The sequence below is a fragment of the Streptomyces sp. NPDC057280 genome, from assembly GCF_042668605.1.
Lineage (GTDB): Bacteria > Actinomycetota > Actinomycetes > Streptomycetales > Streptomycetaceae > Streptomyces.
In genome coordinates this window covers 1,404,898-1,425,081 of sequence record NZ_JBHUYR010000001.1, presented here as the reverse complement: position 1 = coordinate 1,425,081, position 20,184 = coordinate 1,404,898, and the positions used below count along the sequence as shown (strand labels likewise).

At 70.8% G+C, this 20,184-nt stretch carries 14 protein-coding genes and 3 tRNA genes; 9 read left to right on the top strand and 8 right to left on the bottom strand.

The window, feature by feature from the left end; all coding sequences use genetic code 11:
* Nucleotides 1-15: 15 nt before the first annotated feature.
* Complete coding sequence (locus ACFUO4_RS06570; protein ID WP_383480470.1) at nt 16-1,086, bottom strand: ATP-dependent DNA ligase; 1,071 nt, start codon at nt 1,084-1,086, stop codon at nt 16-18.
* A 74-nt stretch (nt 1,087-1,160) separates the two neighbouring features.
* Between ACFUO4_RS06570 and ligD the strand changes: the two genes are divergently transcribed.
* Complete coding sequence (ligD, locus tag ACFUO4_RS06565; RefSeq protein ID WP_383480468.1) at nt 1,161-2,186, top strand: non-homologous end-joining DNA ligase; 1,026 nt, start codon at nt 1,161-1,163, stop codon at nt 2,184-2,186.
* A gap of 14 nt (nt 2,187-2,200) precedes the next feature.
* Here ligD and ACFUO4_RS06560 read toward each other — a convergent pair whose 3' ends face one another.
* Both ACFUO4_RS06560 and ACFUO4_RS06555 read right to left on the bottom strand, forming a co-directional pair.
* Complete coding sequence (locus ACFUO4_RS06560; protein ID WP_383482338.1) at nt 2,201-4,345, bottom strand: OmpL47-type beta-barrel domain-containing protein; 2,145 nt, start codon at nt 4,343-4,345, stop codon at nt 2,201-2,203.
* Between the two features lie 44 nt (nt 4,346-4,389).
* On the bottom strand, nt 4,390-6,870 hold the full coding sequence (locus tag ACFUO4_RS06555) for a ThuA domain-containing protein (protein ID WP_383480466.1): 2,481 nt from the start codon (nt 6,868-6,870) through the stop codon (nt 4,390-4,392).
* 189 nt (nt 6,871-7,059) lie between these two features.
* Here ACFUO4_RS06555 and ACFUO4_RS06550 point away from each other — a divergent pair, with 189 nt between their 5' ends.
* Complete coding sequence (locus tag ACFUO4_RS06550) at nt 7,060-8,040, top strand: multicopper oxidase domain-containing protein (protein WP_079307631.1); 981 nt, start codon at nt 7,060-7,062, stop codon at nt 8,038-8,040.
* A gap of 12 nt (nt 8,041-8,052) precedes the next feature.
* Here the strand turns inward: ACFUO4_RS06550 and ACFUO4_RS06545 are convergent, their stop codons facing one another.
* Nucleotides 8,053-8,913: a hypothetical protein gene (locus tag ACFUO4_RS06545; protein ID WP_383480464.1), complete on the bottom strand. Its 861-nt coding sequence runs from the start codon at nt 8,911-8,913 to the stop codon at nt 8,053-8,055.
* A 139-nt stretch (nt 8,914-9,052) separates the two neighbouring features.
* Here ACFUO4_RS06545 and ACFUO4_RS06540 point away from each other — a divergent pair, with 139 nt between their 5' ends.
* Nucleotides 9,053-10,066 carry a LacI family DNA-binding transcriptional regulator gene (locus tag ACFUO4_RS06540; RefSeq protein ID WP_383480462.1) on the top strand — a complete coding sequence of 338 codons (1,014 nt, stop codon included), beginning with the start codon at nt 9,053-9,055 and terminating at the stop codon, nt 10,064-10,066.
* Nucleotides 10,067-10,252: 186 nt separating this feature from the next.
* On the opposite strand, the gene ACFUO4_RS06535 is transcribed toward ACFUO4_RS06540, so the two are convergent.
* A complete protein-coding gene (locus tag ACFUO4_RS06535; RefSeq protein WP_383480460.1) occupies nt 10,253-11,044 on the bottom strand; it encodes a VOC family protein in 792 nt (263 codons plus the stop codon).
* Between the two features lie 197 nt (nt 11,045-11,241).
* Between ACFUO4_RS06535 and ACFUO4_RS06530 the strand changes: the two genes are divergently transcribed.
* Nucleotides 11,242-11,487 (top strand): WhiB family transcriptional regulator, encoded by a 246-nt coding sequence (locus ACFUO4_RS06530; protein ID WP_179143289.1) that lies wholly within the window; start codon nt 11,242-11,244, stop codon nt 11,485-11,487.
* A gap of 28 nt (nt 11,488-11,515) precedes the next feature.
* Here ACFUO4_RS06530 and ACFUO4_RS06525 read toward each other — a convergent pair whose 3' ends face one another.
* Nucleotides 11,516-13,987 (bottom strand): hypothetical protein, encoded by a 2,472-nt coding sequence (locus ACFUO4_RS06525; protein ID WP_383480458.1) that lies wholly within the window; start codon nt 13,985-13,987, stop codon nt 11,516-11,518.
* A gap of 97 nt (nt 13,988-14,084) precedes the next feature.
* On the opposite strand from ACFUO4_RS06525, the gene ACFUO4_RS06520 reads away from it, so the two are divergent.
* From ACFUO4_RS06520 to ACFUO4_RS06505, 4 genes are all read left to right on the top strand, one after another.
* Nucleotides 14,085-14,156, top strand: a tRNA-Ser gene (locus ACFUO4_RS06520).
* A gap of 11 nt (nt 14,157-14,167) precedes the next feature.
* Nucleotides 14,168-14,239: transfer RNA gene (locus tag ACFUO4_RS06515), tRNA-Glu, on the top strand.
* Nucleotides 14,240-14,269: 30 nt separating this feature from the next.
* Nucleotides 14,270-15,598 carry an SDR family NAD(P)-dependent oxidoreductase gene (locus tag ACFUO4_RS06510; RefSeq protein WP_383480456.1) on the top strand — a complete coding sequence of 443 codons (1,329 nt, stop codon included), beginning with the start codon at nt 14,270-14,272 and terminating at the stop codon, nt 15,596-15,598.
* Entirely contained in the window at nt 15,595-16,770 is a 1,176-nt protein-coding gene (locus ACFUO4_RS06505) for a ribonuclease inhibitor (protein ID WP_383480454.1), read from the top strand. The genes ACFUO4_RS06510 and ACFUO4_RS06505 overlap by 4 nt, the downstream gene beginning before the upstream one ends.
* A 3-nt stretch (nt 16,771-16,773) precedes the next feature.
* On the opposite strand, the gene ACFUO4_RS06500 is transcribed toward ACFUO4_RS06505, so the two are convergent.
* Both ACFUO4_RS06500 and ACFUO4_RS06495 read right to left on the bottom strand, forming a co-directional pair.
* Complete coding sequence (locus ACFUO4_RS06500) at nt 16,774-18,570, bottom strand: AAA family ATPase (RefSeq protein ID WP_383480452.1); 1,797 nt, start codon at nt 18,568-18,570, stop codon at nt 16,774-16,776.
* A 41-nt stretch (nt 18,571-18,611) separates the two neighbouring features.
* A complete protein-coding gene (locus ACFUO4_RS06495) occupies nt 18,612-20,015 on the bottom strand; it encodes a hypothetical protein (RefSeq protein ID WP_383480450.1) in 1,404 nt (467 codons plus the stop codon).
* Between the two features lie 90 nt (nt 20,016-20,105).
* Here ACFUO4_RS06495 and ACFUO4_RS06490 point away from each other — a divergent pair.
* Nucleotides 20,106-20,181, top strand: a tRNA-Trp gene (locus ACFUO4_RS06490).
* Nucleotides 20,182-20,184: the final 3 nt, after the last annotated feature.

The following is a 20,184-nucleotide window of genomic DNA, read 5'->3' as shown; positions in this document are numbered from 1 at the left end:
GGCACAAGCCCTGGTTCACCCGGCCGTGCCGAGGATCTCGTCGAGGTCGTAGCGCACCGGCTCCTCCAGCTGCCCGTACGTGCAGCTCTCCGGCGTGCGGTCCGGGCGCCAGCGGCGGAAGCGGGCCGTGTGCCGGAAGCGCGCCCCGTTCTCCATGTGGTCGTACGCCACCTCGGCGACCCGCTCGGGCCGCAGCGGCACCCAGGACAGGTCCTTCTTCCCCGACCAGCGGCTGGGTGCCCCCGGCAGCCGTGCCGTCTCGTGCGCGGTCTCGTCCGACCAGGCGGCCCAGGGATGTCCCGTGACGTCGTCCATGCGCAGCGGCTCCAGCTCCTCGACCAGCTCCGCACGCCGCTTCATGGTGAAGGCGGCCGACACGCCCACGTGCTGGAGGGCGCCCCGGTCGTCGTACAGCCCCAGGAGCAGGGAGCCGACGACGGGCCCGCTCTTGTGGAGGCGGTAGCCCGCCACGACCACGTCGGCGGTCCGCTCGTGCTTGATCTTGAACATCGCGCGCTCGTCCTGGAGGTAGTGCAGACCGAGCGGCTTGGCGATCACGCCGTCGAGGCCGGCTCCCTCGTACTGCTCGAACCAGTTCTGGGCCACGTCGATGTCGGTGGTCGCCGGCGCGAGGTGGACCGGCGGGGTGACCTCGGACAGAGCCGTCGTCAGCAGGGCCCGCCGGTCGGTCAGCGGGACGTCGAGGAGCGACTCGTCGGCGAGCGCCAGCAGGTCGAAGGCCACGAACGACGCCGGCGTGCGCTCCGCGAGGGTCCGCACCCGGGAGTCGGCCGGGTGGATGCGCTCGGTGAGCGCGTCGAAGTCGAGCCGTCCGTCGCGGGCGATGACGATCTCCCCGTCCAGCACACAGCGCTCGGGCACCCGCTCCCTGAGCGCCTCCACGAGTTCCGGGAAGTACCTGGTCAGCGGCTTGCCGGTGCGGCTGCCGAGCTCGACCTCGGTTCCGTCCCGGAACACGACGGCCCGGAACCCGTCCCACTTCGCCTCGTACTGCATGCCCGGCGGGATCTTCGCGACCGACTTGGCGAGCATGGGCTTCACGGGAGGCATGACCGGCAGATCCATGCTCCGATTCTGCTGGCCGTGGGTGGATTTCGCCCGGTATGCGCATACTGTCCGGCTGGCCTACCGTGGCTCGCATGGGTGACGCGGTGGAGCTTGAGGTGGGCGGGAGGACCGTACGGCTGTCCAGCCCGGACAAGATCTTCTTCCCGGAGCGCGGTTTCACGAAGCTGGACCTGGCCCGGTACTACATCGCCGTCGCCCCCGGCATCCTGCGCGCCCTGCGCGACCGCCCCACCACCCTGGAACGCTATCCCGACGGCGTGACGGGCGAGAACTTCTTCCAGAAGCGGGCGCCCAAGAACATGCCCGACTGGATCCCGACCGCCCACATCGCCTTCCCGAGCGGCCGCAGTGCCGACGAGATGTGCCCCACGGAGGAGGCCGCGGTCCTGTGGGCCGCCCAGTTCGGCACGCTCACCTTCCATCCGTGGCCGGTACGGCGCGACGACGTCGACCGCCCCGACGAACTCCGCATCGACCTCGACCCGCAGCCCGGCACCGACTACGACGACGCCGTCCGAGCCGCCGGTGAACTCCGGGCCGTACTGGAGGAGTTCGGGGGACTGCGCGGCTGGCCCAAGACGTCCGGCGGGCGCGGCCTGCACGTCTTCGTGCCGATCGAACCCCGGTGGACCTTCACCCAGGTCCGGCGGGCCGCGATCGCGGTCGGGCGGGAGATGGAACGCCGGATGCCGGACCATGTGACGATCAAGTGGTGGAAGGAGGAGCGCGGCGAGCGCATCTTCATCGACTACAACCAGACGGCCAGGGACCGCACGATCGCCTCCGCCTATTCGGTACGACCCCGACCGCACGCCCCCGTCTCCGCCCCCCTGCGCTGGGACGAGGTGGGCGTGGCGCATCCGCAGGACTTCGATCTCGCGACCATGCCCGCGCGCTTCGCCGAACTCGGCGATGTGCACGCGGACATGGACGATCACGCGTTCTCGCTGGAGGCCCTGCTGGAACTGGCCCGCCGGGACGAGCACGACCACGGGCTCGGTGATCTGCCGTACCCGCCCGAGTATCCGAAGATGCCGGGGGAGCCCAAGCGGGTACAGCCGAGCAGAGCCCGTAAGGACGGGACGACAGCTCCTTGATCCGCAGGACCGGACTACAACTCCTTGATCCGCACGTCCCGGTAGGAGATGACGTCCGTCGTGCCGTGCACCTGGAGCCCGATGTAGCCGGAGGCGAACCGCCTGCCGTCCGTGCCCGGGTCGTCCGAGCGCGGCGGGACGAATTCCTGGCCGCCGGTGTTGTCGAACTCGTTGATGAGCACGCCGTTGCGGTAGACCGAGTAGTGCTGGTCGACCACCCGGATCTCGTAGTCGTTCCAGGTGCCCTTCTGCGTCACACCCGCGCCGGCGAGGCCGACGCGGTCGAACCCGTAGATCGACCCGGTCTTGTACATGTCGCCGTCGGGCCGGTCCAGGACCTGCACCTCATGCCCGTACTTGATCGCGACCCACTCCGGGCGGGACTCCTCGGGGTGGTCGTGGACCCACGGGAAGCGCACGAACACACCGGCGTTGGCGTTCCCGGTGCCGGGTGCGTCGTCGCGCCACTGGAGGCGGAGCGAGAAGTCGCCGTACTTGCGCTCGGGGAACCACAGCATGCCGAGCCCGCCCTTGGTGGTCCCGGAGGTGATGGACCCGTCGGCGTTCAGCCCGAACGAACCACCGCCCACCTGCTGCCACTTGGCGAACGACTCGGCGCTTCCGTCGAGGATCTTCCGGTAGCCCTCTGTCTGCCCGGGCTTGCCGATCCCGGACTGACGGGCGGCCTTCTGGATCGCGTTGTACTCGCGCTGGTCGAGGACGCCTTCCTTGAGGAGCTTGTCCAGGACCGTCTTCACGTGCTTGAGGAACAGCGCGTGGGACGTCCACTCCTTCTCGTCCTCGATCAACTCGTTGATCCGGCACCGGTTGTTGGTCAGCCGGTTCGGCACGCCGGAGTCGACGTCACCGACGATCACCGTCAACCGCTCGTCGAACTCCGCGCAGTGGGGCGCGGGCACCTGGCTGGAGACGACGGTGAAGGTCACCGTGCGCGCGGCGGCGGTGTTGCCCGCCTTGTCGGTGGCCCGGTAGGCGAGGGTGTGGGTGCCCGCGCGATCGACGACCACGGGGGTGGCGTACGCGAGGTACGGCCCGCCGTCGATCGAGTACTCGACCCGGTCGACCCCCGACCCGCCCTCGTCCGTCGCGCTCACCGTCACCTTGGCGTTGCCGATGTAGGCGCCGTCCGAGTTCCTGGTGCCCTCGACGGTCACGCCCGTCACCGGCGGGGTGGTGTCCGGCGTGGGGGTCGCGACGACCGTGAACTGGACGCTCTTCTCGGCGGACACGTTGCCCGCCTTGTCGGTGGCCCGGTAGCGCACGGTGTGGGTGCCGAGCTGGTGCACCATCACGGGCGCGGTGTACGGCTGCCAGGCGCCGGTGCCGAGGGCGTACTCGATGGTGTTGACCCCGGAGCCGGTGTCGGAGGCCGACACGGTCACCGTCGCCATGTCGAAATACGCCCCGTCGGCGTCCTGCTGACCGCTCACCGTGGCCGAGGTGTCCGGCGGCGTGGTGTCGTCCGAGGCCGGCGGCACCACCGTGAACGAGACACTCTTCTCGGCGGAGACGTTCCCGGCCTTGTCGAGCGCCCGGTAGCGGATCTTGTGACTGCCGACCTGGTCGACGACGACCGGGGTGGTGTACGGCAGCCACTCGCCCGTGTCGCCGATGGCGTACTGCACGCTGTCGACCCCGGAACCGCCCTCGTCCGTGGCGCTGATGGCGACGCTCGCCGAACCGACGTACTCGCCCTGCGCGTTCTGCGCCCCGGTGACCTGCGCGGACGTCTGTGGCGGAGTGGTGTCCGAACCGCCGCCCTCGGTCACGACGAGGATGCCCTGCATCGAGCCGTGGCCCGGGATCGTGCAGTGGTAGAAGTAGCGGCCCGGGGTGAGCGTGACCTCGGCGGTGTGCCGGCCGCCCATGTCGTCGTTCGGGTTGGCCAGGATGTTGAGTTGCACATCGCTGTTGAACTCGGGGTCGCTCGTGACGAAGGTCAACGTGTGCGGCATGCCGGTGGTGTTGCCGGTGGCCGCGCTGTTCTCGAAGACGATCGTCGCCTGACCGGCCACGGCGGTCGTCGGCGCCGACGTGTACTTGGTGATGTCGTCGCCGGCGGTCCAGGTGAGGGTCTGGGCGGCGGCCGCCTGCTCGGGCTGTGCCGTACTCGGTACGGCTTGGAGGCCGAGCAGCATCAGCACCGCCGCCAACAGGGCGGTGAGGACTCTTCGTTGCCGTGTCACTTCGCCGCCCCCCTGGCCAGCTGATCGGCGGCCGGTGTCGGACCACCGCCCGTGTAAGTGACCCGCCACAGCGCCGACTTGGCGTCCGAGGTGAAGAAACCCCGGCCGTAGTCGAGGACGTACAGCGAGCCGTCCGGACCGAACTTCCAGTCCATGAGGTTCTTGATGCCGTCGTTGCCGATCGGGACGATCTTCTTCAACGACTCGGAGTGCACGGGCAGTCCACCCTCACCATGGGTCTTCGGGTCGGTGATCACGGCGTTGCGCGGCTGGTCGGCGTCGTAGAAGTCGCCCACGAACCACTTGCCGTCCCAGTACGAGGGCCACTTCACGCCGCTCGTGCTGCTGGCGTCGTAGCGGTAGACGGGTCCGTTCATGGCGGCCTGCCCGCCGCCCTTCAGCCACGGCAGCAGATACGTGGACTCCTCCTGCTTGTAGGACGGGACGCCGTTCGCGTCGCGCGGGAAGTCCGGGGCGCCGCCCTGGGGCGAGTACCAGATGTTGTTGCCGGTGACCGGCGGGAGGTTGACGAGGCCGTCGTTGTTCGGGGACTCGTTCTTCGGGTGGTCGCAGTCGTACCAGCCCAGCGGCTTCGCCGGGTCGGGGAGGTTGCGGTCGCGGTAGGGCTGCTTGTTGCCCATGCAGTACGGCCAACCCCGGTTGCTCGCCTTGGTGATGACGGCGAACGTGTCGTACTTCGCCGGGCCCCAGGTGGTGGAGGGCGCCGAGGCGTCCGGGCCGACCCACCCCGCGTAGAGGATGTCGGTCTTCTTGTCGACGAAGATGCGGGCCGGGTTCCTGACACCCATCACATAGATCTCGCCGCGCGTCTTGCCGCCCCCCTCGTCGGTCTCCTGCCCGGTGAAGAGGTTCCCGGCGGGCAGGGTGTACGTCCCGTCGGCCTCCGGGTGGATGCGCAGGATCTTGCCGTTGAGGTTGTTGGTGTTGCCGGCGGTGCGGCGCGCGTCGGCGAAGGAGACGCCCTTGTAGTTCGGCTCCGGGTTGTTGCCCGAGTAACCGTCGCTGAAGCGGCTGGAGTTGTTGTCACCGGTCGCGATGTACAGGTTGCCCTTGGAGTCCCAGGTCATCCCGCCGCCCGCGTGGCAGCAACTGTGGATCTGCACCGGCCACTTGAGCAGCACCTTCTCACTGCCCAGATCCAGCTTGTTCGTGGCGAGGTCGAGGGTGAAGCGGGAGACGCGGCGCTCGGCCATCCGGGTCTCGCGGTTGATCCGGGAGTGCGGGGTGTAGTGCAGATACACCCATCCGTTCTCCTCGAACCGCGGGTCCAGCTCGATGCCGAGGAGCCCCTCCTCGACCTTCACCAGCTCGTCGCCGCCGCCCTTGTTGCCGAAGACCGTCAGGGCGCCCGCGAGGGTGACCTTCTTGGTCTTCGGGTCGTAGACGTGGATCTCGCCCTTGCCCTTGCCGATGTCGGGGTTGTTCCAGTCGGTGATCACCGGTTGGGAGGCGTCGGCGCCGCCCCGGCCGATGTAGAGCACCCGCCCGTCGGGCGCGGTGACCAGGCCGTGCGGCTCGCCGATCTGGTCGTTCTGGCCCGGCTGATTGGGCTGGGTGAGGCGCTCGGCCTTGTAGTTGCCGGTGATGGTGGCCTTGCAGTCCGCCCGCACGAGCCGGGTCGTCCACAGCAGGGCGCCGCGTAGATGCGCACGGAAGTCGGTCTCGTCGTAGGACGAGACGGTGCCGCCCATGCCAGTGTAGAAGGAACGCCCGCCGTCGTAGTCACGGCACCAACTGACCGGGTGGTCCCAGCCGTTCTTCCCGTCGCCGGGCTGATAGGTCGACTCGCGCACCCGGGCCACCGTGTGCACGGAACCCGAGGGGTTCTTGGCCCAGTTGAACCACTGATCGGGCCGTTTCCACTGCACCGGCAGATCCTTCGTCGCCGGATGCTGCCGATCGCCCACCTCCACCACGGCCCGCTGTACGGCGGTCGGACTGGAGGCGGCGGGACGGGCGCCGACGAGCCCCGTGAACCAGTCCGAGTACGGCTCGGCGCGCGCGGCGTCATGGATGCCGACGAACCCGCCGCCCGCCTCCATGTAGGCCTCGAGTCCCGCCTCCTGCTCGGGATCGAGGATGTCACCGCCCCCGGTGAGGAAGACGATCGCGTTGTAACGTCCCAGCTCGGTCTCGTCGGTGAAGACCGAGGCGTCGTCGGTGGCCACGGTCTTGAAGCGCTGGTTCGTGGGCCCGGACAGCCCGATCTTCTCGATCGCCTCGATCCCGGCGTTCACCACGGGCGACTCCTCGCCGGCCGCGGCGGACCCGTAGAAGAGCAGCACCCGTACATTCGCGCCGCCCGGCGGCGACTTGACGGACATCGTTGTCAGCGGTGGTTCGGGCGCCGGGCGCGCGGTGGCGGCGGGACCGGACAGCAACCCGGCCACGACGACCCCGGCGGTCACACCCGCCACACCGATCCGTCTTCTCGTGCTCAACCCTCGTAAGTGCATGGGCACCTCCTCGGTCACAGCAACAGCGCCAAGGAAGCTAGACGTCTTTGCGCACCTCGCCAATACCTATGACCGAGTTGGGGTCAACTTTGTCCTGAGTGTGGATAAACAGCGGAACGGCCGGTACCGTCTCACAGGTTCGTCACAGGTACGTCTCTGCAAATTCCTTACCAGGCTGGGGAGTTCCGCATGGACAGGCGCGGGTTCAACAGACGGATGCTGCTGGGCGGCGCGGCCGTCGTGGGCGCCGGGACCGTCGCGACATCGTTGTCGGTCGCGCCGGAGGCCGCGAGCGCCGACACACCGGCGAGGACGGCCCCGGCGGGCGGGGAGGTCCGGCACATCAAGCTGTACGCCGAGAAGCTCGCCGACGGGCAGATGGGCTACGGCTTCGAGAAGGGCAAGGCGACGATCCCGGGCCCGCTGATCGAACTCAACGAGGGCGACACCCTGCACATCGAGTTCGAGAACACGATGGACGTGACGGCGAGCCTCCACGTCCACGGCCTGGACTACGAAATCTCCAGCGACGGCACGAAGCTGAACAAGAGCGACGTCGAACCGGGCGGCACCCGCACCTACACGTGGCGCACCCACGCCCCCGGCCGCCGCAAGGACGGCACCTGGCGGGCGGGCAGCGCGGGGTACTGGCACTACCACGACCACGTGGTCGGCACGGAACACGGTACGGGTGGCATCCGCAAAGGCCTGTACGGCCCGGTGATCGTCCGCCGCAAGGGCGACGTCCTCCCGGACGCGACCCACACGATCGTCTTCAACGACATGCTCATCAACAACAAGCCCGCCCACTCGGGCCCCGACTTCGAGGCCACCGTGGGCGATCGGGTCGAGTTCGTGATGATCACGCACGGCGAGTACTACCACACCTTCCACATGCACGGTCACCGCTGGGCGGACAACCGCACCGGCACCCTCACCGGCCCCGACGACCCGAGCCAGGTCATCGACAACAAGATCGTGGGCCCGGCCGACTCCTTCGGCTTCCAGGTGATCGCGGGGGAAGGCGTCGGAGCGGGCGCGTGGATGTACCACTGCCATGTCCAGAGCCATTCGGACATGGGGATGGTGGGGCTGTTCCTGGTGAAGAAGACGGACGGCACGATTCCGGGGTATGAGCCGCACGAGCACACGTCCGGGCACGCGCACTGAGGACGCGAGGCGTCAACCGATGTCGTACAGGGCCCAGTCGATGCCGGGCTCCTCCTGCACATAGAGACGCGGACCGCGGCAGACGACCCGCCGGCGGCCCGATCGCGCCCCGTCGGCGCGGAGCAGACGGGTCTCCTCGACGGGCTCGACCGCCGAGTCGGTCAGGCTGCCGAGGAGGAGCCGGTCGTGCTCGTCGCCGTACCCGCCGTAGAGCGCGACACGAGGGCCGTGGACCACCACCCCCTTCGCGCCCCGGACGGGCGTGGTGCGGATGCGCGCCTGGCCTCGGCTCCGGACCTCCAGGAGCGGGAAGTCCGTGTACGGGTACGCCAAGGTGCAGCGACGGTCGACGTTCAGGGCGTAGCAGTCCAGGAACCATCCGGCCTCCGAGGGCTGGTGGTACTGCCACAGCGGTTCCCCGGCACGGCTCCAGCACCGCAGCCCCGGATCGCAGAGCGGGTCACTGCCGACGCCCTCGTCGAAGTGGCCCACCCACAGGTCGCCGGACTCGTCGGTCAGCAGGTGCTCGATGGCGTCACCGACGTCGAAGCCGTAGGACGACCGTCCTGACGAGTCGAACACCTGTACCTGATCGACCCCGTCCTGCCGGCGGGCGTCGGCCACCACGAAAGCGCCGTCCGGTAGCGCGTCCACCCGCGGGAAGCGGGCGTGAACGGACCGCAGACGTGTCGTACGGTCGTGCCCGCCCTCGACCGTGACGAGCAGAGCGTCGTAGGCGTTGCCCCGCCGCGCCGAGTCGCGCAGCAGCCAGTGCGCCCGCCCGAACGCGTCGACGGTGCTGTGCAGCACGTCCCGGCCCTGATACGCACTGGGCAGCCGGGCGTACGGCGCGAGGCGGGGCTCAGCGGCCATGGGCACTTCCCGAAGTCATACGGTGATCCTCTTGCCGTCACGCTCACCGCCGCAACCGCCTTTCCGTCCTCCCGAGAGCGCTCTCACCGTCGGCCCCGGCCAGGGCTATCCTGGGCCGCAACCAGGAGGAGGGCCCGAAGTGAGCGAGACAGTGCCGCGTCCCACGCTGGAGGCCGTGGCCGCGCGGGCCGGGGTCTCGCGGGCCACCGTGTCCCGCGTGGTGAACGGCGGCGACGGGGTGCGGGAGCCGCTCGTGGAGCGGGTGCGGCGGGCCGTGGAGGAGCTCGGGTACGTCCCCAACCAGGCCGCCCGCAGCCTTGTGACGCGACGGCACGACGCCATCGCCGTCGTCGTCGCCGAACCCGAGACCCGGGTCTTCGCCGACCCCTTCTTCGCGCTGCAACTCCGCGGCATCAGCAAGGAGTTGACGGCCCACGACAACCAACTCGTCCTGCTGCTCACCGAGGGTCGCGACGACCACGCCCGCGTCGGCCGCTATCTCGCCGGCGGCCATGTCGACGGGGCGCTCGTCTTCTCGCTTCACCTGGACGACCCGCTGCCCGGCCTGATCCAACGGGCCGGAATCCCCACCGTGTTCGGCGGCCGGCCCGGCTGGAGCGACGGCACGGGCGACGACGTGGTCTACGTCGACAGCGACAACCGCGGCGGCGCCCGGGACGCCGTACGGCATCTCGTCGACCTCGGCCGCAGCCGCGTCGCCCACATCACCGGCGCCCTCGACCAGACGTCGGCGGTGGACCGGCTGGAGGGGTACCGGGACGTCATGGGAGACGCCGACCCGCGCCTCGTCGTCGAGGGCGACTTCACACCGGCCGGTGGTGAGCGGGCGATGCGCGAGCTCCTCGACCGCTGCCCGGACATCGACGCCGTCTTCGCCGCGAACGACCTGACCGCGTCCGGCGCCCTGCGCGTCCTGCGCGAGCACGGCCGCCGCGTCCCCGACGACGTCGCCGTCATCGGCTTCGACGACATGCTCCCGATCGCGGAACAGACCGACCCGCCCCTCACGACGATCCGCCAGGACATCGAGGAGATGGGCCGGTTGATGGCCCGGCTGCTGCTGAAGGGGGCCGGGGACACGATGTCCGGGGTGGTACTGCCCACGACGTTGGTGCGGCGGGAATCCGCCTAGGGCTCGTCGGGACGGACCGCCCCTGCGTGCACCGGCGCGGCGGGTTCGTGGGCGTGAACGGCGGACAGCGTCCCCGCCCGCTCACGCCCCCGGGCGTCGCAGAAGGCCGTCACGACGCCGCCCGCCGTGGACGGAAACGAATCCCGGCTCGGCCGCCCGGGCCCCCTCGGCTCCTGGACCGCCAGGTCAACCCTGTGCCGGTGCGCTCTTGATCACCGCGAAGCGTGCCCCGTACGGATCGGCCAGTCGCGCCACCCGGCCCACCCCCGGGACGTCCGTCGCCGGCATCCGGACCCTTCCGCCCCCGGCCTCCGCCTTGGACACCACCTCGTCCACGTCCGTGGCCTCGAAGTACGGCAGCCAGTAGGGGGTGCCCTCCGCCTCGGTCGGGTCGTCGGCCAGAGGGACGATGCCGCCGAACATGGCGTCCTCGGAGGCGCCGGCCGGGTTGATCGTCGTGTACGTGCCACCGGGGAAGTCGACGCCGTAGGTCTCCAGGCCGAGCACCGTGTGGTAGAACCACGCGGCCATCGGCTGGTCCGCCGTGTACAGCTCGACCCAGCACAGCGAGCCCGGCTCCTGGGTCACGTCCAGGCCCTTGAGGCGGCCGGGCTGCCAGATGCCGAAGGGGACGCCCGCCTTGTCGGCGAGGATCGCCATCCGGCCCTGGTCCATCACGTCCATGGGCTGCATCAGCACCTTGCCGTGCGCCTGCTCGGTGGCCTTCGCCGTGGCGTCCGCGTCGGGGGTCTGGAAGTACACCGTCCAGGACGGCGGGCCGTCCTCCGCGGGGGACGGCATGCCGCCCGCCACGGTCTTCCCGTCCAGCTGGAAGAAGCCGTAACCGCCGGATTCGGGCGGCCCGGGCTCGAAGCGCCAGCCGAAGAGCGCTCCGTAGAAGGAAGCGGCGCCGTCGATGTCGGGGGTGCCGAGATCGACCCAGTTCGGTGCGCCGGTGACATAGCTGGTGGTGAGCATCCTTGCCCTCCTCCGAGGGGTCACGTCCAGTGCACTGCCGAGTCTCGCACTGCCCACTGACAAACGCCCCGCAATACCGCGCGCCGCCGTGCGTCACGGGGTGCGGCGGAGCAGGATCGGGACGGCCGGAGGCCTGGGAGCGCGGCGTTGATCCCGCGTTGATCGAACGTTTTTCGCCGCCCGGCACGATCCTGCCCATGCTCATCGAGACGATCACGCCACCCGACCTGGACTGGCAGGACGAGGCGCTGTGCGCGCAGACCGGCGGGGACTTCTTCTTCCCCGAGCCGGGCAGCTCCGTACGGGAGGCGAAGCGGATCTGCGGTCTGTGCCCGATCCGCTCCGCCTGTCTGGAGTTCGCCCTCGACAACGACGAGCGCTTCGGCGTGTGGGGCGGCCTGTCGGAGAAGGAACGGCTGGAGATCCGGCGGACGTCCCGCTGAGCAGGGCGTACGCCGGGCACCACGTGCATCACGTGTACGTCACGCTGAACCGCCCCGTCCCCGCCGGCACCCGCACGTCCTGGCCCGTCCGGTCGAGCCCGTGTCCGTCCGCCTCCGCCGACCGCACCTCGCCGAACCGGCACGGGTAGACGAACCTCACCCCCTCCGGCGCCTGCGTGATGTCCACGGTCACCCTCCGCTCCGCCGGGTCGTGCGTGAGCCGGTAGCCGAAGGGCGCGCCGAAGAGCGTCGGCGCCGCGTCCACGGTGACCGGTTCACTCCCTGGCACCCAGTGCGGTCGTACGCCCGGAGCGATGTACAGGTGCGGGTCGTGGTCCTCGTCCGCCTCGAAGAAGAGGATGTCGCGGATCAGCAGCAGATACTCGGCCGCCGCCCAGCCGTGCGGGATGTCACCCATGTACCAGCGGCCGTACGGGACGTCCCGGAAGTCGGACGCGATCGGGAACGCGTGCTGCTCGTTCCACGCGCCCAGCGCCACCGCGCGCCCCGCCACGCTCGGGAACCCCGCCGCGACCGTCCAGCCGAGCAGCGCGTCCATCCGCTCCGGGTCCCCGGCGAGCAGGTACGCGTGCGCCAACTGCAGGGTCAGATAGGGCCCGTACGCCTGCCAGGCGGCCTCGTGCCGGTAGCCGCCGGTGACGAAGCGCGCGTACAGGGTGTCGAGTGTGCTGCGGGCGGCGCGGTCGATGTCGTCGCCCAGCTTGCTGCCCATGTGCAGGCGGAGCGGGTGGAAGTACGCCGCCGCCCCGATCATCGTCGAGTCCAGGCGTCCGACGTCGCCCGGCCCGGTCGGGATGTACGTCTCCCAGGCGCCGCGTGCACGCTGCTCACCCAGCACCCAGCGGATCGAGTCACCCGTCGCCGCCTTCAAGTCGTCGAAGACGGACCAGAGTTCACCGGCCTCCGGCGCCCCGATCCGCTCGGCGAGGCGCGCGGCCTCGTAGAGCCCGGCCAGCGCCCAGAAGTCGTCCCAGTAGTGCGGCTTGTCGCGATCACCGAGATGTTCGGCACTCCAGCCGCTGTGCAGCAGGCCGTACTGGTCGCGGTTGTCGCGCAGCCAGCGGGCCGCCTCCCGCACATAGGAGACGTACAACTTGGCCCCGAACGCCGCCTGTTGACCGATCGTCCGGTCGAAACGGCCGATCGCCCACAGCGCTTGGCCGTTGCTGTCCCACTCGCGGTCCTCCTTCTCGTGCGGGCCGCCGTAGAAGCCGTACTCGGCGCATGGCCCGATCCGGCCCGTGCCGAGGTTGAACTTCAGCGGGTAGTGCGTACGCAACTGCCGTTCGGCCAGGGCTGAGTCGCCGACCAGCGCGCAGGCGGTCGCCTCGACGGAGGAGTCCCTGATCCAGAAGGAGTCGTAGACCGTGGGGCCCGGGTGGATCTCGCCGTGGTCGGAGAGGATGAGCAGCTGGGTACGGGCCTGCCGGAACAGGTCCGTGAGGTGGGCCACCGGGCGCGGCAGGCCCGGCTGCACGCCCTGCCCGAGGATCTTCGACGTCCAGAACGCCCGGTTGGCGTCCTCCAGTTCGGCGACCGGCGTGCCCCGCAGCTCCGCGAGGTCGGCCGCGCCGCTGAACAGGTCGACGGGCAGCCGTACGGCGATCTCGAAGACCTCGCTCTCCGCCACCCGGAACGGCCAGGCGAACACCGCACTGCACAATCCCGCGACCTGGTCCTGCGCCTCCAGGGCGCCGTTGAGCTTGCCGCCGGTGACCAGGTCGTGGAACGGGCTGCGGGTGAGGTAGCCGTCCGGATCGAAGGAGAAGTCAGGGTTGCCGTAGACCCCGTACTGCTCGGGCGCGGTGTCGAAGACCGGGCCCCAGCCCGCGTTGGTCTCCACCCGCTGCTCGTCCGGCAGATGACGCAGATACGTCAGACGCCGGTCGGTGATCTGGCGGCCGTCGCGGTCGTGCCGCTGGAAGCCGCTCGGCCCGGCCGGCAGCACGGCCGCGCACAACAGGCCCTCGCGCGGCCGCCCGGTGGGGCTGCCGACGGTCACCCGCGTGACCACCAGGTCCCGTTGGTTCGCGCCGACCGTCGTCGCGAAGGTGCGCTGCACGAACTCCACGTCGTCCGGCGTGCGGAACGTCGTCAGCATCACCGGCAGATGCGGTGCCTCCGTCCGCTGCTCCACCCTTCCCCCGTCCGGGAGTTGAGGCAGCCGCAGGGCACCCGTCGCCGGGTCGTGCAGGAAGAAGCAGAGGCTGTACTTGTCGTAGACGGGCTCGATCTCGCCCGCCTGGCCGATCAGTGACTCCTGGCGATGGTCCTTCACACCGACCATGTGCCAGTACCGGTACAGGGCGTTGGAGGCGAAGGCCGCCTCCTTCGAGTCGTAGGTGCCGGAGTCGAAGTCGTCGCTCCAGTGGCGGAAGGCCTGCTGCGCCCACCAGGGCACGGGATACGGGACCCGGTCCCGGCCCGCCCAGCCGCGCCACATGACCTCGTAGAACATCCACTCATGGGTCTGCGCCATGGTGTGTCACCCCCTGCGGGCACCGTTGCACCGCCGCGGCGTCCCGTAAATCCGTGCGACCGGCCGATCGGAGTGCGGCTAGGATCCGGGGGCGCACCCGGACGTAGCGCAGAGGCAGGCGCACCGCCTTGCTCAGGCGACCACGCCGGTTCGAATCCGGTCGTCCGGATGCGTGCGCGGGGTCCCGTAGAGCAGAGGCAGACTCGCCGCCCTCTCAAGGCGGATACGCCGGTTCGAATCCGGTCGGGACCACGGTAGGGCGAACACGGGCGGGGACGGCACATGGGCGAGGCGATCAGCGAGGCGGAACTGACCGCCTTCCACCAGGTCGTGGGCAAGCTGCGTGCCCTGCCCGTCGACGACCCGGTGCGGCTGCGTGCCGAGCAGGTCGCCGCTTCCTTCGCCCGCGACGGCCGCCTGCGCCGCCGCAAGACACGGGGCGCCGAGATGTCGGCCGCCGACGCGGCGGCGATGGCCGCGACCGCGACGGGCGCCCCGGAGCGGCGCGAGGACGCACCGCTGACCCGGCCGGGCACCGCGGGCGTCTTCCGCAAGCCGCGCACCTGCTATGTCTGCAAGTCGCCCTATCGAGAGGTCGACTCCTTCTACCACCGGCTCTGCCCGTCCTGCGCCGCCGACAACACCGCCCGCCGCGCCCTGAGCACCGACCTCACCGGGCGCCGCGCGCTGCTCACCGGCGGCCGCGTGAAGATCGGCTTCCAGCTGGCCCTGATGATGCTGCGGGACGGCGCCGAGCTGCTGGTCACCTCCCGTTTCCCGCACGACACCCTGCGCCGCTTCCGCGCCGAGCCGGGCAGCGCGAAGTGGCTCGACCGGCTGACCGTCCTCGCCGTCGACCTCCGCGACCCGCGCCAAGTGCTCGGCTTGTGCGAGGAGTTGCGGCAGGAGGGCCGACCGCTCGACATCCTCGTCAACAACGCCGCCCAGACGGTCCGCAGACCACCGGAGTCGTACGCGCTGCTCGCCGCCGGGGAGTACGACGCCCTGCCCGAAGGGGTCCGGCAGGCACCCGGGTTCAGGCCGATGCGGATGCTGGGGAGCGGTGCCGCGTCCCTGCCCGTCGCCCTGCGCGAGGCGGACGAGGCCGGGCTGCTGCCCGACCCGTCCCCGGAGAACTCCTGGTCGGCCCGGCTCGGCGCGCTCGACCCGGCCGAGGTGCTGGAGACCCAGCTCGTCAACGCCCTTGCCCCGGCCCTGCTGTGCGACCGGCTGCTGCCCCTGCTGCTGGCCTCGCCGCGGCCGCGCCGGTACGTCGTCAACGTGACCGCCGTCGAGGGCCGCTTCGCCGTCCGCAACAAGATGGCGGGCCACCCGCACACCAACATGGCCAAGGCCGCCCTCAACATGCTCACCCGCACCAGCGCCGCCGAACTCGCCGACCAGGGCGTCCACATGTGTGCCGTCGACACCGGCTGGATCACCGACGAGAACCCGGCACCGAAGAAGGCGCGCATGGCCGAGGCGGGGTTCCGCACGCCGCTGGACATCGTGGACGGGGCGGCCCGGGTGTACGACCCGATCGTGCGCGGGGAGGCGGGGGAGCCCCTGTCCGGGGTGTTCCTCAAGGACTACCAGGAGGCGGAGTGGTGACGGAGGAGACGAGCGGTTTCGCCGGAGTGCCGTCCGTCGTACCGCGTCCGCTCGCCGAACTCCGCCCGCTGCTGGACTGGTTGAGGGCCGGGCGCCCCGCGGGGGAGCGGCTGGACTTCCCGGCCGGTACGGCGCTGCCGGACGGGCGCCTCGACCTGTGCAAGCAGGAACTGGGAGCCGAGGGGGCGTCTTTGGTCGCCCAGGCGCTGGGGCAGGGCCCGACTCCGGTACGGCATCTGCTGCTCGGGACCGACGGGCTGGGCGACACCGGGGCCGAGGTGGTGGCCGGGGCGAGTGCGGAGGTCGAGACGCTCTACCTCGGCTGCAACGGGATCACCGCGGGCGGCGCCTGCCGGATCGCCGACCAGCTGCGCGCCTCGCCGCAGGTCGTCACCGGGGTGTGGCTCAAACGCAACCCCCTCGGCTCCGGCGGGGGCCGCGCCGCCGCCGAACTCATCCAGTCGGCGCGGTCGTTGCGCACCCTCGACCTCGTCCAGACCGGCCTCGACGCGAGCGGCGCCGTGGTCCTCGCCGACGCCCTGCTCGCCGCCGCGGAGAACGGGCGCCGCATCGAGCGGCTCTTCGTCGGCGGCAACCCGCTGGGCGAGGCGGGCGCGGAGGCGCTCGGCGCGGTGGTCGCCGCCGGGGCGATCGACGAACTGTACGTGTCCGCCGCCCGGTTGGGCGACACGGGCGCAGACCGGCTGGCGGACGCGCTGGAGCGGGCGCCGTACGGGCGGCTCACCCGGCTCGCCGTCGCCAGCAACGGCATCGGACCGCGGGCCGCCGCCCGGCTGGTGACGGCCGCCACAGCGGCCGGGGTCACCCTGCTGGACCTCGGGCGGGTGCGCGCGGCCGCGGTCCTCGGCGCGGCGGACAACCACCTCGACCTGGCCGCCGCCGGCACCATCGCCGACACCCTGGCGGCCGAACGGCACCAGCTCACCCACCTGGTCCTCACCCACACCGGCATGCGCAGCCGCGAGGCCCATCGCCTCCTCGACACCGCGCCCCACGCCGTCACGGCCACCCGCTTCGTGCTGGGACAGGGCATCGCGGCGAGCGTCAAACGGCGCCTGGAGGCGCACAGCGCGCACGTACCGCGACCGGCGGTCCCGGCCGACGTGGCCGCCGTCCGCAGTGTGCACCGCACGGCCCCGCCCGAGGCCTGACAGCTACCGGCTCCGCATCCCCATGAACACCTCCGTCCAGAACCGCTGCTGCTTCTCCGACGCCCCCACCAGATACGTCGCCCGCAGCTTGGCCGGCAGCAACGCCACCAGCCGGGCCACCACCGCGCGGTGCTTCTTCAGCTGGGACAACTCCGCGTTGGCGAGGATCTGGTGGACCACGTCACTGTCGTTCCCGCCCTCCCCGGACCGCTCGGCGGCCCGCCGCAGCCTCGCCTCCCAGGCGTCGGCGTCCCGGGCGAGCTCACGCAGCCCGGTGACCTCGCGGCCCCTGAGGCGGTCGAGGAGCGCGGTGAGCGGCACCGGCGCGTACTCGCCGTCACCGAGATAGACCGTGCCCATCTCCAGCGGCAGCCCGCGCCGGTGCAGCTTGATGAGCCGCTCCAGGGTGCGCTTGGTGATCCAGGCGCGGCCGTCGTCGTCGATGTCGTGCTTCCACCACTCCAGGACCGTCTCGGCGTCCGCGCCGTAGCGGGCCAGCAGCCACTCGTTGGCCGGGATGTCCTCCGGCGCCACCTCCAGGGAGGCCGTGAAACGCGTCGCCTGCGCGATGTTGTTCCGCGACACCAGCAGCTTGCGGCCCAGATGGTACGGCGGGTTCTGCACCGCGATCTGGGCGCGCAGGTTCTCGATCCGCCGCCCCGCCAGCGACCACTCCTGGGTGATCTCCATGAGCTTGGCGAACGCGGCCTTGTCCTTGGGCCGGTTGTACTCGTCCCACACGATCGCCTTCGGCTCGGGGCCGGTGAAGTGCGCGGCGAGGAGGTTGTCGAGGGTGCCGTCGGCCGACGGGATCGGTGCGCACAGGTCCTCGACGTTCGTCACCGGCAGCGAGAAGTACAGCGGCTCCCGGCCGAGGCCCGCCCGCACCGTCTCCCGCACCAGTTCCGTCTTGCCGCAGCCGGGCGGGCCCTGGAGCAGCACCGTCCAGCGGTTGCGCAACGCGGCGCGCACCACCTGTCGTACCGGGTCGGCAATCGTGGACGGGTTGGCCACGCCCACCGCCTCGGCGATCCGGTCCAGGATCTCCCGCGTCCGGTTCTGCCCGGGCTTTCCGTCCGGGCCAGGGTCGGCGAGGCGCAGCCGGTCGCCGTCGACCAAGGGCAGGCCCCAGCGCAGCGGGAAACCCTCCTTCGCGTTGGCCAGGACATGGTCGAGCGTGCGCGGGGAGAGCAGCTCGCGCAGGGCGGGGGAGAGGGACGCCCACAGCGAGAACACCGGACGCAGGTCCCACGGGCGGTACTTGGCCGCCAGATGCCGACGCCACGACGTGTCGTTGGCGGTGATCCGCAGCGTGACCATGCGGTCCAGGAGCGCCAGGTCACCGCGCCGGGACGACGTCTCCGACAGCGACTCGTTGTCGGTGAGGAAGACGCCGACGCAGCCGAGCGCCCGCAGATCGTGCTCACCCAGCGTCCAGTTGCAGGCGATCTGCATCAGCTGCGACTGGATGGTGTCGCCCGCCTGCAACGAGTCGTCGATGAGCAGCACGAACGGCGTGCCCGGCTTCAACTGGCTCATCACCAGCTGGCGCAGCACCAGTTCACCGGTGTGCGGATCGCGCACCGGCGCGTTGACGAGCAGGTCGTCCGGTGTCAGGTTCGCCGCCGGGACGTACACCAGGCTCGTGCCGGGGTGGGCGCGGGCGAGGTGCGAGAAGAACGTCGCCGTCTTGCCGATGCCGTGCTCGCCGAAGATCTGGCCTGTCTGCCCCATGTCGATCATCGCGTCGATGAAGGACTCGAGCCGCGAGACGGTCGACTGCTGTGTGTCCGTGGTCATGTGCCGTGATCCTGTGGTGTTCTGCCGCGATCCGTCGGGTGCTACCGCGATCCGGTGGTGACGCGATGGCAGGCCATCGCCGGTGTATGCGTCTCGGGCCACTCGCTGCCGCCCTCGGTGATCAACCAGATCCATTTGTCCGGCTCGGCGGGCGTGATCGGCGGCGCGTATCCGTCGGTCAGCATCACGACAGCGTCCGGACTCACATCGAAACGGCGCCCGTTGACCTCCGTGCGCCCCTCCACGTAGTCCGCGACCGCCTGGAAGCTGGTGCCACCCCCGCCGTAGACCCGCTCGCCCGGCTTGAAGGGCATCACCACGCCGTCGAAGGACAGCCAGTGCGCCTCCACGCCGTCGATGCGGCCCACCAGTTCGGTGAGCCAGGCGATCACGTGCTGCGGCATCGAACCCGAGGTGTCGTACGCGACGACCAGCACCTTGTCCCGCACCGGGCCGCGGCGCGCCAGCATCGGGTCCTGACCGAGTGCGGCGAGCAGCGCGCCCCGCTTCTTCGGGTAGACCAGCCGCTCGCCGTCGCGCAGCCTGGAACCGAGCACGTCGACCAGCCAGCGCTGCCACCAGTCGACCGTGCGCGTGCGCGTGGTCTCGCCGCGCAGCATGCCCGCGCCCAGGTTTCCCCAGATCCGGGCGGCCCGCGCATTCCCGTCCTCGGTGCGGCCCATCAGGTCGAGCAGCTCCCGCTCCGCGCCCGCGTGCCCGCGCCGGGCCGCCAGCAGGGAGTTGAGCAGCGCGGACGACGTCACCGCGTCGACGGTCTCCTGGTCGGCGGGGACGAGGCCGTCCCGCATGTGCACGCACAGGCGGTGCTCCGGGACCGGCGGGCGGTGCATGCGCTTCAGCTCGCCGTACACCCGCATGTCCGTCTCGGTGAACGTCTCGTACGGGACGGGCTCCAGGCCGTGCGCCGTCAGGTCCGCGCGGTAGTGCTCGTACACCGTGCGCGGGTCGATGCCCGTCGGCCGGCCGTCCAGCAGCGGGAGTCCGGTCCTGCCGAGCCGGAGCAGCGCCACATGGTTGATGGACACCTCGGCGGCCAGCTCGAAGACCGGGTCGTCCCGCAGCTCCGGGTCGGCGAACAGATGGCGGTGCACCAGATGGCGTGCCTCGTGGAACAGGACGAACTTGACGCCGTCCAGGCCGAGTCCGGTGAAGAAGTCCGGGTTGTAGAGCAGCAGACAGCTGCCGTCGCCGGACGCCACCACGGCCGCCGTGTCGATCGCGGTCGTCGGGATCTGGTGATGACACTTGGCGTACAGCCAGGACGCCACCGCCGATTCCGTCAGCCCGAAGTCCAGCAGCGCGGCCTCCTTGAGCCGCCGCGCCTGCGCCACGACCTCCGGATCGGCCGGGCGGTACGCCTCCAGCGCCCGCCGGTCGGCCAGGTCGACCACCGGGGGACGCCGCCCCCGCTCCCCGTACGCCATGTCCTGCCCCCCGAAATGCGTTTCCCCCGTGGCTCATTGGTACCAGGGCCCACTGACATGGGGCCAAGGCATTACGATCGGGCGCCAAGGGCGGGGTCGTAGCGCAGAGGCAGGCGCGTCGGTCTCCAAAACTGAAGCACGCTGGTTCGAATCCAGCCGCCCCGCCCCC